This is a genomic window from Corynebacterium axilliensis, from assembly GCF_046097495.1.
Taxonomy (GTDB): domain Bacteria; phylum Actinomycetota; class Actinomycetes; order Mycobacteriales; family Mycobacteriaceae; genus Corynebacterium.
This window is the reverse complement of record NZ_CP175768.1, coordinates 2,447,400-2,460,687: the sequence shown is the minus strand read 5'-3', so window position 1 is coordinate 2,460,687 and position 13,288 is coordinate 2,447,400. Positions and strand designations below refer to the sequence as shown.

General features: G+C 65.2%; 10 protein-coding genes. 6 read left to right on the top strand and 4 right to left on the bottom strand.

The annotated features are described in order from the left end of the window. Positions 1–62: 62 nt before the first annotated feature. The 4 genes from ACKFR8_RS11820 to ACKFR8_RS11805 are packed head-to-tail and all read left to right on the top strand — an operon-like array spanning position 63 to position 4,774. A complete protein-coding gene (locus ACKFR8_RS11820; protein WP_408930172.1) occupies positions 63–824 on the top strand; it encodes a LamB/YcsF family protein in 762 nt (253 codons plus the stop codon). Continuing rightward, positions 824–2,371, top strand: a complete 1,548-nt coding sequence (locus ACKFR8_RS11815; RefSeq protein ID WP_408930171.1) for a 5-oxoprolinase subunit B/C family protein — start codon at positions 824–826, stop codon at positions 2,369–2,371. Before ACKFR8_RS11820 ends, ACKFR8_RS11815 begins: the two co-directional genes overlap by 1 nt. 18 nt (positions 2,372–2,389) lie before the next feature. Beyond that, positions 2,390–4,168: an acetyl/propionyl/methylcrotonyl-CoA carboxylase subunit alpha gene (locus ACKFR8_RS11810; protein ID WP_408930170.1), complete on the top strand. Its 1,779-nt coding sequence runs from the start codon at positions 2,390–2,392 to the stop codon at positions 4,166–4,168. Positions 4,169–4,174: 6 nt separating this feature from the next. After that, positions 4,175–4,774 carry a GntR family transcriptional regulator gene (locus tag ACKFR8_RS11805; protein ID WP_296133543.1) on the top strand — a complete coding sequence of 200 codons (600 nt, stop codon included), beginning with the start codon at positions 4,175–4,177 and terminating at the stop codon, positions 4,772–4,774. Positions 4,775–4,981: 207 nt separating this feature from the next. Here the strand turns inward: ACKFR8_RS11805 and ACKFR8_RS11800 are convergent, their stop codons facing one another. Together ACKFR8_RS11800 and ACKFR8_RS11795 are read right to left on the bottom strand one after the other, a co-directional pair. Next, positions 4,982–5,752, bottom strand: a complete 771-nt coding sequence (locus ACKFR8_RS11800) for a putative hydro-lyase (protein WP_296133588.1) — start codon at positions 5,750–5,752, stop codon at positions 4,982–4,984. After that, on the bottom strand, positions 5,752–6,915 hold the full coding sequence (locus ACKFR8_RS11795; RefSeq protein ID WP_296133589.1) for an NRAMP family divalent metal transporter: 1,164 nt from the start codon (positions 6,913–6,915) through the stop codon (positions 5,752–5,754). Before ACKFR8_RS11795 ends, ACKFR8_RS11800 begins: the two co-directional genes overlap by 1 nt. A gap of 304 nt (positions 6,916–7,219) precedes the next feature. Between ACKFR8_RS11795 and ACKFR8_RS11790 the strand changes: the two genes are divergently transcribed. Continuing rightward, a complete protein-coding gene (locus tag ACKFR8_RS11790; RefSeq protein ID WP_296133545.1) occupies positions 7,220–8,380 on the top strand; it encodes an acetyl-CoA C-acyltransferase in 1,161 nt (386 codons plus the stop codon). Beyond that, on the top strand, positions 8,381–10,567 hold the full coding sequence (locus ACKFR8_RS11785; RefSeq protein WP_296133546.1) for a 3-hydroxyacyl-CoA dehydrogenase/enoyl-CoA hydratase family protein: 2,187 nt from the start codon (positions 8,381–8,383) through the stop codon (positions 10,565–10,567). A gap of 245 nt (positions 10,568–10,812) precedes the next feature. Here the strand turns inward: ACKFR8_RS11785 and ACKFR8_RS11780 are convergent, their stop codons facing one another. Together ACKFR8_RS11780 and ACKFR8_RS11775 are read right to left on the bottom strand one after the other, a co-directional pair. Next, positions 10,813–11,724 carry a DUF559 domain-containing protein gene (locus ACKFR8_RS11780; RefSeq protein ID WP_296133549.1) on the bottom strand — a complete coding sequence of 304 codons (912 nt, stop codon included), beginning with the start codon at positions 11,722–11,724 and terminating at the stop codon, positions 10,813–10,815. A 330-nt stretch (positions 11,725–12,054) separates the two neighbouring features. Then, positions 12,055–13,230, bottom strand: coding sequence for an acyl-CoA dehydrogenase family protein (locus ACKFR8_RS11775; protein ID WP_408930169.1), 1,176 nt, complete (start codon positions 13,228–13,230; stop codon positions 12,055–12,057). Positions 13,231–13,288: the final 58 nt, after the last annotated feature.

Genomic DNA, 13,288 nt, shown 5'->3' with positions numbered 1-13,288 from the left:
GTGACGCGGGCTACACTAAACCCCGCCAGATTGTTCAACAATTTCCTGAAGGGGACGAGACCGTGAGCGCGCTACGCATAGACCTCAACGCCGACCTGGGTGAGACCACCGCGGGCAACCCCGTGGCGGACGACGCCGCCATGCTGCAGCTGGTGTCCTCCGCCAACGTGGCCACCGGCTTCCACGCCGGCGACCCGCACTCGATTGCCGGCACGCTCCGCGCCGCGACCGCGGCAGGCGTGACCGTCGGCGCGCACGTGGGCTACAACGACCCCGCCGCCTTCGGCCGCCGCTTCATCGACTACAACCCTGCCGAGCTGGCCGACGAAGTCACGTACCAAATCGGCGCCCTCCAGGCCCTGGCCCAGGCCAACGGCACGCAGGTGGCCTACGTCAAGCCGCACGGCGCGATGTACAACGCCATCGTCCACCACGAGGCCCAGGCCCACGCCGTCATCGACGGCATCAAGGCCTTTGGCGATCTGCCGGTCATGCTGCTGCCGGGCGGCGTGGCCGTGGACATCGCAGAGAAGAAGGGGCTCACCGTCATCCGCGAGGCCTTCGCGGACCGCAACTACAACCCCGATGGCACGCTCGTCTCTCGCCGCGAGGCGAATGCGGTGATGGGTGATGAGGGGGACGTCGTCAAGCGCGTGCTCGACGTCGCCGAAACCGGCTCCGTCACCGCCATCGATGGCACCGTGCTCAACGTGGACGCCCAGTCGGTGTGCACGCACGGCGACTCCCCCGGCGCGGTTGCCCTGCTGCGCGGTGTGGTGGAGGAGCTCACCGCCCGCGGCATCGAGATTCGGAGCGTTATCTAATGCGCATTCACCCCGTAGGCACCCGCGCGCTGCTCATTGAGCTGGAGGATTTGTCCCAGGTCATGGCGTGGCACTCCGCGCTGGACGCCCACCCGCTCAAGGACCAGGTCGACGCCATCGCCGCCGCCACGACCCTGCTGCTGACGTTCGCCACGCCGAACTCCGCCGCCGCGGCCGCGGAGCGCCTGGAGGACTTCCACCCCAGCGCCCAGGCCGGCGACGACCCGCGCCTGGTGGAGATCGACGTGCTGTACGACGGCGAAGATCTCGAGGAAGCCGCAGAACTCATGGGCATGTCCCGCGAGGGGCTCATTGACTGGCACACCTCCACCGAATGGCTCGCGGCCTTCGGCGGCTTCGCCCCGGGTTTTACCTATTGCACCCCGGCGGACCCGGCGCAGAACTTCAACATTGAGCGCCGCGCTACCCCGCGCACCGCGGTCCCGGCGGGCGCGGTGGGCATCGCCGGCGGGTTCTCCGCGGTCTATCCGCGCGTCTCCCCCGGCGGCTGGCAGCTGCTGGGCACCACCACAACCCCGATGTGGGAGTCCGACGCCCAGCCGCCCGCGCTGGTCCAGCCGGGCGACCGCGTGCGCTACCGCGCCGTGAGCTCCCTGCCGGACTTCGTGTCCACCAACCTCGAGGCCCGCCGTACCCCGGCGCGCCTGCCGCGCATGGAGGTCCTCGACGCCGGCCTGCTCACCCTCTTCCAGGACCAGGGCCGCCCCGGCCGAGGCAACCTGGGCGTGACCCCCTCGGGCGCGGCGGACCTGGCGGCGGCGGCCACCGCGAACGTGGCGGTGGGCAACCCGCGCGGGGCGACGGTGCTCGAAAACATCGGCGGCATCACGCTGCGCGCGCTGACCGACGCCGTCATGTGCGTCACCGGCGCCCAGTCCCGCGTGCTGCTGGGAGACATGCCGGTCCACCTGGCCCGCCCGGTCCTCGTTCCTGCTGGTTCGACCGTAACGGTGCACCCAGCCACGGTGGGCTTGCGCTCTTACATCGCCATCCGCGGCGGAATCGTCGCGGACGCAGAGTTGGGTTCCGCCTCCACGGACGTGCTCTCCGGGCTGGGCCCCTCCCCGGTGCAGCAGGGCGACGTCATCGGCGTTCTGCCCCGCTCCACCGCCATGACCGACGGCCAGCTGGCTAACCCGTTGCGCGTGAGCCAGGGCCGCCAGGGCCAGACCCAGGGCGTGCTGCGTTGTGTGCTCGGCCCCCGCGATGACTGGTTCACTCCGGACAGCATCAATGCTTTCCTCACCACCGAGTGGACGGTCACCCCGCAGTCCAACCGCGTGGGCGTGCGCCTTATCGGGCCACAGGATTCCGAGGGCCTGGAGCGCTCCCGGGAGGGAGAGCTTCCCTCGGAGGGCATGGTGGCCGGCTCAGTCCAGGTACCGCCCAGCGGCGAGCCCGTGATTTTCCTCCGGGACCACGCCGTGACCGGCGGCTATCCGGTCATCGCCACCGTATTGGAAGAAGACATCGACATCGCCGCGCAGCTCCCCTCGGGAGCCACGGTCCGCTTTGAACTCGCTTAAACACACTGAAGGATAATCATGATTTCTGCAGTCCTTATTGCTAACCGCGGCGAGATCGCCGTCCGTATCGCCCGCACCGCCCGCGACCTGGGTATTCGCTCCATCGCTATTTACTCGGAGGCCGATGCCGGCGCCCTGCACACCCAGGTGGCCGACGAGGCCTACGCGCTGCCCGGCAACTCCGCGGCGGATACCTACATGAACGTTCCCGCGCTGCTCGATATCGCAGTGCGCGCCGGTGCCGACGCCATCCACCCGGGCTACGGCTTCCTCTCCGAAAACGCCGACTTTGCCCGCACCGTGGCCGAGGCCGGCCTGACGTGGATTGGCCCGTCTCCGGAGTCCATCGAGCTGCTCGGTGACAAGATTGCCGCGCGCCGCGTAGCCGAAGAGGTCGGCGCGCCCCTGGCCCCGGGCACCTCCGATCCCATCGATGACTGGCAGGAAGCCCGCGCCTTCGCCGAAGAGCACGGCCTGCCCATCGCCATCAAGGCTGCTTATGGTGGCGGCGGACGCGGCCTCAAGGTGGTCGAAAACCTCGAGGACATCGAGGCCGCCTTCAACTCCGCTGGCCGCGAGGCCAAGGAGGCCTTCGGCCGCGCGGAGTGCTACGTGGAGAAGTTCCTCACCCACCCGCGCCACGTCGAGGCGCAGATCCTGGCCGATACGCACGGCAACGTCGCAGTCCTGGGCACCCGCGATTGCTCCACCCAGCGCCGCTTCCAGAAGCTCATCGAGGAAGCGCCCGCGCCCGCGCTTACCGACGACCAGCGCCACGGCATCCACGAAGGTGCTCGCGCCATCTGCGCCAAGGTGGGCTACACCGGCGCCGGCACCGTCGAGTACATCGTCTCCGAGGACGGCACCATCTCCTTCCTCGAGGTCAACACCCGTGTCCAGGTGGAGCACCCGGTGACCGAGATGGTCACGGGCGTGGACATCATTGCGGAGCAGTTCCGCATCGCCGCCGGCGAGCCGCTGTCCTTCGCGTCCGGCGCGTCTGAAGCGGACGCTTCAGACCCTGAGATGAACGGCCACGCCTTTGAGTTCCGCATCAACGCCGAGGACATCCTCAACGGCTTTGCCCCCTGCCCGGGCACCGTCGTGCGCTTCGAGCCACCGACGGGCCCCGGCCTCCGCGTGGACGCCGGCGTGCGCTCCGGTTCCATCGTCCCGCCCTACTACGACTCGCTGGTGGCCAAGCTCCTGGTCTGGGGCCCAACCCGCGAGATTGCGCTGAACCGCTCGAAGCGGGCTCTCCAGGAGTTCGACATCGAGGGCGTGCGCACCGTGCTGCCCTTCCACCGCGACATGGTGGCCTCCCAGGTCCTGGTGGACCACGGCGATGCCGAGGCCACCGCCGGCATCTACACCGACTGGCTGGACCACAACTACCGCCCCTCCGCCGAGGCCACGAGCCACGTCGCCCCGGTCGAGACCATCTACGCCAAGCGCACCCGCGTGGCCCTGGAAATCGACGGCAAGCTCGTCAGCGTGGGCTTCCCCGCTGAACTCCTTGCGGCGGGTGCGCCGGCGGCGCAGGCTGCAGGGCAGGCTTCCGGGGCGTCGGCAAGCAGCGGCACCGGTGAGAACGAGGTGACCTGCCCCTACGAGGCCAACCTCGTGGCGTGGAACGTGGCCGACGGCGACACCGTCGAAGAAGGCCAGGCCATCGCCACCATCGAGGCCATGAAGATGGAATCCGCCGTCAAGGCCCCCGCCTCCGGAAAGGTCTCCCTCGAGGCCGCAGAAGGCGACCGCCTCGAGCCGGGCGCGGTCATCGCCACCATCGGCTAAGTCACGATGCTTGCTGATTCCGTCGCGTCCGCTCTGCGCGCCGCCATCTCCGAGGGCGAGTACATGCCCGGCCAGCAGCTCAGCGAGGTCCGCGCGGCCGAGCGCTTCGAGTGCTCCCGCAACACCCTGCGGGAGTCCTTCGCCATGCTGGCCGCCGAGCGCATTGTCGAGCGCCTGCCCCACCGCGGCGTCTTCATCGCGACACCGGACGAGGACTTCGTGCGCGATCTCTACCTGGCCCGCGCCGCCATCGAGCCGGCCGCCGCGCGCTACGGCACCTTCCCGGATCCCAGCGAGCTCATCCGCCTCACCGAATCCGCCGCGCTTTCCGACGCTCCCCGCCCCCTCCTCAACCAGCAATTCCACCGACAGCTCGTCGCGGGACTGGGCTCTGCCACGCTGGACCGCACGATGTCGCACCTGCTCGCCCGCATGCGCGTGACGTTCCTGCTCACGCTGGAGCGCTACCCGCACATCCACGACGACCACGTGCAGTCCAACATCGACTTGGCCCAGCTCATCGCCCGCGGCGAGCGGGATGCCGCGGCCGACGCCTGCCGCGCCGACCTCATGCGCGCGATGAACGCCATCCTCCGCGTCCTCTAGCTCCGTCCCCTTCACAGGCCGCTGGCTGCCGCTCGCCGTGGCCACCCCAAGGTTCACAACCGCTAGGGTTCAGGTCAGAAGGCACGAGTCATATGGTTCGTTTGCACCCAAGTGAACCATATGCGGGCGAAAGGATGGTTCGTTTGCCCCCAAAGGAGCCTTCTGACTAGTGCCTTGTGAATGAAACCATGTGTAGGTGCGACAGGCCTAGGGAATGAGGAAGTCGCGGTCCGGGATATCGGTGACCAGCATTTTGCCCGGGGCGTGCGTGATGGCCAGGCTGGGCCGCGAGTTCATGACGATGGCTTGTGGGGTCACGCCGCACGCCCAGAAGACGGGAATGGTGCCCGCGGGGATATCGATGGCATCGCCGAAGTCGGGCTGCGATAGGTCCTCGATGCCGATGGCGGCCGGGTCGCCCACGTGGACGGGCGCGCCGTGGACGGCCGGGTAGCGGGAAGTGATGCGCACGGCATCGGACACCTGGCTCGCGGGAATGGGACGCATGGACACGACCATCGGTCCGGAGAAGACTCCAGCGGGCCTCGTGGCGATGGTGGTGCGATACATCGGCACGTTGCGGCCTTGATCAATGTGGGCGAGCAGGACGCCGTTATCGAGCAGTGCGTTCTCAAAGGTAAAAGAACAGCCGATGAGGAAGGAGATGGTGTCTGGGGAGTAGAAGGGGGTGGCGTCGGCAAGCGTATGCGTGAGCTGGCCGCCCTCATAGATGTTGTAGGCCGGGATATCCGTTCGCACGTCCCCGCCCGGGATGAGGTCAGAGGTGTACTCGCCGGCTTCCAGCACCCCGACGATAGGACAGGGCTTGGGATTGCGCTGGGCAAAGAGCAGGAAGTCGAAGGCGTACTCGCGCGGCAGGGCGATGAGGTTGGCCTGCATGAAGCCGCGCGCATGGCCCGCAGTCGTGGCCATAGCGTGCGTGCGGGCAAAGGCGCGAACTTCTTCCGGGGTACGCATCATGCCCACAGGTTGACGATTCCAGAAATCGACTTAACGCCGACAATAATTTCCAGCCCCAGGGCCAGCACGCCCAGAATGAGCAGCCACATCGGCTGCTTCACGCCGTGCGTGAGGTCGCGGCGGCGGAAAGCCACCCACATGACCATGGCAAAGGCGATGGGCAGAATGATGCCATTGAAGGCGCCGGCAAAGATGAGCAGCTTCTGCGGGGCGGAGTTGAGCAGCGCGAAGAGAACCGTGCACACCACGATGAACCCCACGGTAAGGAGGTTGCGGGTGCGCGGGCTGGTCTTCTGCGTGGTGACGAAGCTGATCGACGTATACGAGGCGCCGATGACGGAGGACAGGCCCGCGGCGAAGAGGACCACGCCGAAGGCGCGGAGGCCGAACTCGCCGGCGGCGTTGTAGAAGGCGTCGGCAGCCGTGTTGTCCTCAGACAGGGCCACGCCGGTGGCGACGACGCCCAGGACCGCCAGGAAGAGGAGTACGCGCATGATGCCGGTGACGATGATGCCCAGCACCGAGGTCTTGGTAATTGCGCCGACATTCTCCGGGCCGGACAGGCCCGAGTCAATGAGGCGGTGCGCGCCGGCGAAGGTGATGTAGCCGCCCACGGTGCCGCCGATAAGCGTGGTGATGACGAAGAAGTCCACGGACTCCGGCATGACGGTGTTCTTCAGGGCCTCGCCCACCGGGGGCTGGGAGACAATGGCCACGTAGAGCATGAGCAGAATCATGATGGCACCCAGGCCCGCGACGATGCGGTCCAGCGCCACGCCTGCACGCTTGGACAGGAAGACCAGCACGGCGATGGCGGCGGCGATGATGCCGCCCAGGCGAGCGTCGATGCCCAGCATGGCATTGACGCCCAGGCCGGTGCCGGCAATGTTGCCGATATTAAAGACGATGCCGCCGATGAAGACGAGCACGGCGAGGAACCAGCCCAGTCCCGGCAGCACGGTATTGCCCAGCTCGTTGGCACGCATGCCAGAGATGGCCAGCACGCGCCAGACGTTGAGCTGGATGGCAATGTCCACGATGATCGACAACGCAATGGCGAACGCGAAGGCCGCGCCCATCTGCACAGTAAAGACGGAGGTCTGGGTAAGGAAGCCGGGGCCGATGGCGGAGGTGGCCATGAGGAACATGGCGCCGGCCATGGCGCCGATGCCCTTGGGTGCGGCGGGCTTGTCGACGGCTGGGTTTGCCTGGGCTTCAGGGGTTGCCTGGGTTTCGGGGCTGGTCTGGTTGGTGGTGGCAGGGCCCGCGCCGCCCTGAGCGGGCACGGCGTTTGACTCGGAACTCACTTTTGGGAACCTTTCGTGACGCAGGTCGCATTAATTATTGGTGAAAGCATAAAGGTTGTTGAACAATCTGTAAATAGACGGGGGTGGCGCGCGGGCAAAAAGTGCCCTAGGATACACAGTTAACTAATCACCATTCGTTTCACACATGGAGGAAATCGTGCCCCAGGACATCTACATCGCGGGCGCTGCGCGCCTGCCCATCGGCAAATTCGGCGGCAGCCTCGCCCGCCTCTCCCTCACCGAGCTCGGCTCCCTCGCCGCCGAAGCGGCTATTGACCGTTCGGGCCTGAGCGGCGCCGACCTTGATACCGCCGTGGCTTCCAACGTCATGCCCGTGGTGCCGAAGGACCTGTACCTCTCCCGCGCTATCGCTAAGAATGTGGGCATGCCGGATTCCTCCACCGCCATGGGTGTCAACCGGCTGTGCGGCTCCGGTGTCCAGGCCGTCATCAGCGCGGCCCAGCTGCTGCAGTCCGGCGACGGCTCCCTGGCCCTGGCCGTCGGCGCGGAATCCATGAGCAACGCGCCCTATTCCGTCGAAGGCGCGCGCTTTGGCAAGCGCATGGGTGACGGCAAGCTCTATGACTGGCTCACCGGTGCACTTTCCTGCCCCTTCGGCACTGGCCACATGGGTGTCACCGCGGAGAACGTCGCCGCGGACAACGACATCTCCCGCGAGCGCCAGGACGAATTCTCCGCCGAGTCTCAGGAGCGTGCCGCCCAGGCCCGCGCGGAAGGCGTGCATGCTGAGGAAATCGTCCCGGTGGGCGAGCTGGATTTTGATGAGGGGGTGCGGGAGACGAACGTCGAGAAGCTGGCGAAGCTCAAGCCAGTCTTCGTTAAGGACGGAACCGTCACCGCTGGCAACGCCTCCGGCATCAACGATGGCGCCGCGGCCGCCGTGCTGGCCACCGCGGAGGAAGTGACCAAGCGTGGCCTCAACCCGCTGGCCAAGATTGTGTCCTGGTCCATCGCGGGTGTGGATCCGACGCGCATGGGCATCGGCCCCATCGCCGCCGTCCCAAAGGCCCTGGACAAGGCCGGCTTGAAGCTGGAGGACATCGACCTCATCGAGTCCAACGAGGCCTTTGCCGCCCAGGCCATTGCCGTGCAGGATGAGCTGGGCTTCGACCCGGCCAAGACCAACGTCTACGGCGGCGCCGTCGCGCACGGCCACCCGGTGGGTGCCACGGGCGTCATCCTGCTGACCAAGCTGGCTTACGCGCTGCGCCACCAGAATAAGCGCTATGGCCTGGTCACCATGTGTATCGGCGGCGGTCAGGGAATCGCCATGATTATTGAGAATGGAGAAAAGTAAATGAGCATCACCAAGGTAGCCGTCATCGGCGCAGGTTCTATGGGGTCTGGCATCGCGGCGCTCTGCGCATCCGCGGGCATGGACGTGGTCCTGCTGGACCAGAACGCGGAGGGCGCCCAGCGCGGCGTCGACATCCAGCTCAAGCGCAAGGGCTTCCACCTGCCGGAGTTTGCCGAGCGCGTGCGCGCCAGCGATGACTACGCGCTGTTGGAGGACCGCGAGTGGGTCATCGAGGCCATCTTCGAGGACCTGGGCGCCAAGCACGCGCTGTACGACGCCATCGAGCCCTATTTGCCGACGGAGGCTCTGTTGAGCTCGAATACCTCTACCCTGCCGCTTGAATCCCTCCTCGAGGGCGTTCCGGAGGCCCGCCGCGACAAGTTCGCCATCACGCACTTCTTCAACCCGCCGAAGGTGATGCGCCTGGTGGAGCTCATCGCCTCCGGCTCCACGGAGGCCGCACTGCGCACGACCATCGAGCAGACGCTGGGCAAGATTGCCCTCGAATGCCGCGACACCCCGGGCTTTATTGCCAACCGCGTGGGCTGCTACTGGATGGCCGCCGGCGTGGCACGCGCCCGCGAGTTCGACGTGAGCTACGAGCTTGCCGACGCCGCCTTTGGCCGCGCCTTCGGCATCCCGCGCACCGGCATCTTCGGCCTGCTCGACTACATCGGCCTCCAGCTGGTCAAGCCGATTTGGAAGTCTCTGGAGACCGCCCTCCCTGAGGGCGATCCTCTCCTCGAGGTTCCCCTCGGTGATGACTCCTTCATCGAGGGCCTCGTGTCTCGCGGTCTGACCGGCCGCACCGGTGATGGCGGCTTCTACCGCGGCCGCGACGAGGTCATCAACGCTTCTTATGAGTACGTGTCCCGCTCAGTGCCTACCGATCCGGTCGTGGGCCTCAAGGATCCCCGCGAGGTCATGGAGACCGACTCCCCGGGCGGCCGCTTCGCCCGCGCGGTCTTCCTCGACACGCTGGCGTACTGCTGCGAGGTCGCCCCCTCCATTGCTGACCATGTGGGTCTCATCGACGAAGGCCTTACTCTTGGTTTCGGCTGGAAGAAGGGCATCTTCGCGCTTGCCGACGCCATCGGGATCGACTGGGTCGCCTCCGCCTACGGCTCCGAGGTTCCTTCCTTGGTCTCCGCCGCGGCCTCGGCGGGTGGGTTCTACGGCAAAGGCTCGGTGCTCTCTTCTCAGGGAGAACGTCAGGACCTCGCACCGCGCGAAGGTGTCGTGACCTTGGCTTCCCTGTCAGCGGAGACCATCGTCTCCCTGGACGCGGGCGCGGTTCACGCGGTGTCTACCCCGGCTGGTCGCATCGGCATCATCGACCTGCACACCCCGATGAACTCCCTGCCCACCCCAGCACTGGAAGTCATCCGTGCGGCTCTCGACGCAGTCTCCTCCTCCGACCTTGTCGCGCTGGTCATCGGCAACGACAAGCCGGTCTTCTGCGCTGGTGCTGACCTGGCCTCCATTGCGTCCGCCGGTGAGTCCGGCGATGCCTCGCTCGTTGAATCCCTCCTCTCGGACGGCTCGACCACCTTGCGTGCCCTCAAGTTCGCCCCGGTTCCGGTCGTCGCTGCTGTGCGCGGCGTAGCCCTGGGCGGCGGCTTCGAAACCGCCCTGGCCTGTGACCGAATTGTCGCTCACGCCGATACTCGCCTCGGCTTCCCAGAGCGCACCGTGGGCCTCTACCCCGGCTGGACGGGCACCATTTCCGCGCTGGAGCGCCTCAAGGCGGCCGGTGTCTCGGACTACCACCAGAAAGCCTTCGACTTCATCGCCTCTGCCCGCAACTTCTCCTCGGCTTTTGAGGCCCAGAAGGCAGGCTTCCTCTCCTCCGATGATGTCGTACTCATGTCCTACGACCACGTCCTCGCCCGCGCGCTCGAGGAGGCCGAGGCCCTGGCCGGCTCCTACGCCCCGCCGGCCGATGGGCAGATTGAGATGTACTCCGGCTCGCCTGCCCTGGACCGCGATTGGCCTATCGAGGGCACCACCGAGAACGACCACGTCATCGTGGCGAAGCTCGCCGAGATGTACACCGGCTCCGGCTCGCTGAGCTTCACCGAGTTCTGCGACCGCGAGGTGGAGTACGACGTGCCGCTGGTCCTGCTGCCGGCCAACGTGGACCGCGCTAAGCACATGGCCGCGACCCGCAAGCCGCTCAACAACTAGCCCCGGGTCCTTCCCGCCCCGCTCCCCTTGTTCGGAGCGGGGTTTCCTCTTTCGCTGCGTTTGAACCGGCAATTCTGGCGCAGCTCTGTGCCCCACACATGGTTTCACTCATTAGGCATTAGTCACATGGTTCGTTTGCCCCCAAGTAAACCTTTTAGGCTCCTATAGATGGTTCGTTTGGCCCCAAACAGGCCTTTTGATTAATGCCTTTCGAGGAGAACCATTTGGTCCGAAGCCTATTCTCTTTATGCCGAGCGTTGTTGCACGGTCCCCAAAGCATGTCGCACCTCGGCGATTACTTGCTCTCGGTTCTGCAACAAATCACGCGGCGAGTACCGCAATACGATAAACCCCATGTTCTGGAGATACTTCTCGCGTTGCCGCTCCGCGCGAATCACGGCCTCGGAAGATTTGCCATACGTCACTCCGTCATACTTGACGGCGCCATCTATCTCCACGATAACCCTCCCGCCAAGAAGTATGTCCGGCCTATACCCGCCTTGAAGCTCCGGCTGAACAGCAATCTCTCCTCCAAGGCCCACTGCGATAAGAACTCCACGCGCAAAAGACTCATACGGAGATTCAGAGAGTCCGGTGGCAGACTTCACGACTTTCCTAGCCTGAGCAGCGCCCTTCACCCGCCCCATCGTCGTAATCATGGATAGCAATTCATCAACGCCAACGAGTCGTTGACGCAATGCCGAGTCGACCGCCATCAGCCCTTCCTCAAACGTCGCAAGCCGCGCGACGTCTATGCAGGTGCGCGCGACCGACGTACAACGAACGTTAAAGCGCTCCACAATGTCTGAGGCTGGAAGTCTCATCTTTCGATACATCACTTTGTCATCCCATTGCCGTCGTGGCGGGACAGTCTGAGATTGCCGTGCGAGAACGACCTGCGCATCCCTTGGAAACAGCGTCCACAAGCCCAAGACTCTGGCAGCAGATCTTTCCACGAGCACCGACCGATGGGCACTACGCCCGAAGGCGATGGTGTCAAAAAGATGGCGCTGATAATAAGGAAGATCCGAGTAGTACTTACTGCTTATTGCGTATCGCGAGGTAAGACGAATGAGTTCGCCGGAAGCCAGTTGTCTCCACACAGGGTGGTCGTTAGAAAGCGGTCGGAGGTAAATAAGGTGTGAATCATCAATCATGTCTCCCATCATCGCGGCGGCCAGCCTTCGAAAGCTAGGGTCATTTCCCGGCCTGTGGATAACACCGACCAAACAATGCTTTCGGCTGAACCTTCAACAAGGTAATCCACAAGGTTCCACTCAGAAGTTTCAAGTCGAAAGGTTTGTTTGCACCCAAATAAACCATCTAACAGCACAGAAAAGGTTCACTTGCCCCCAAACAAACCTTCTCACTAATGCCTTCTGAGTAGAACCCTTCTGCGACAGCTCACTTCAGTTCCAGGCGAGACTCCCCCACTAGGACTCAAACCTAGAAAGAGCTCGCCGACCCACGTTCAACCCACCGCTGACCTACTTGTACGCCGAGAAGCCCGTAATCTTCTTGCCCATGATGAGGGACTGCACAGTGTCGGTGCCCTCGTAGGTGTGCATGGCCTCAATGTCCGCGAAGTGGCGGGCGATGTCGTTTTCCAGCAGGATGCCGACTCCGCCGAGCATGTCGCGGGCATCGGCGGCGATGCGGCGAGCCGCACGCGTGTTGTGCAGCTTCGCCGCCGAGGCCTGCTCCGGGGCCAGGGTGCCGGCGTCCTCGCGCTGAGACACCTCGCGGCAGGTGAGCATCATCTGGCTGAGGTCAAGGACCATGTTGGCCAGGCGCTGCTGGATGATTTGGGCTTTGGCCAGCTCGCGGCCGAATTGGACGCGTTCGAGCACGTAGGAGCGGGCAATCTCGTAGCAGGCCACCGCGGAGCCGAGCGCCATCCAGGACACACCGATGCGGGTGGAGGTCAGGACGCGAGAGACGTCCTTGAAGCTGCGGCAACCTGGAAGCTGGTTGGCGGCGGGGATGCGGCAATCCTTCAGCGTGATGTGTGCCTGGTGGATGGCGCGCAAGGAAAGCTTTCCCTCAATCACGGTGGCGGAGTAGCCCTCGGTCTCCTGCGGAACGATGAAGCCGCTGACGTTGCCGTCTTCCATGCGGGCGTAGATGATGGTGATGCCGCCGGAAGCACCGTTGCCAATCCACTTCTTTTCGCCGTTGAGGACCCACTCATCGCCATCGCGCACCGCGGTGGTCTCCAGCGCGATGGAGTCCGAACCATGGGCCGGCTCGGTCAGGCCGAAAGCGCCCAGCAGCGAACACGACGCCATCTGCGGCAAGTACGAAGCCTGCTGCTCCGCCGAGCCCAGCATCGCAATCGAGCGCATGGCCAAGCCAGCCTGCACTGCAATGACGGTGCCCATCGAGGCATCCGCGCGGGTGATTTCCATGAGCGTCAGACCCGCCCCCAGGGTGGACATCTGCTCGTGGCCCGGCACGTCAAGCCCGTCCGTCATCACATCCAAGGCACCCAGGCGCGCCACTAGGTCCAGCGGGTACTCGGAGGCCTGCCAGTGCTTGTTGATCACCGGGTCGGAGTACTGGCGGAACTGCGCGGCGCGTTCCCAGCCCGCGGCGTCGGCTGCAGAGAGGCCGTCGAAGACGCCGAGAAAGTCGGTGGTGGGCGCGAAAAGATTGTGGGACATGGTTGGCTCTCCAGGTAATACGAATGACGATTAGCCACAATTGTGACCCACCTCTCCG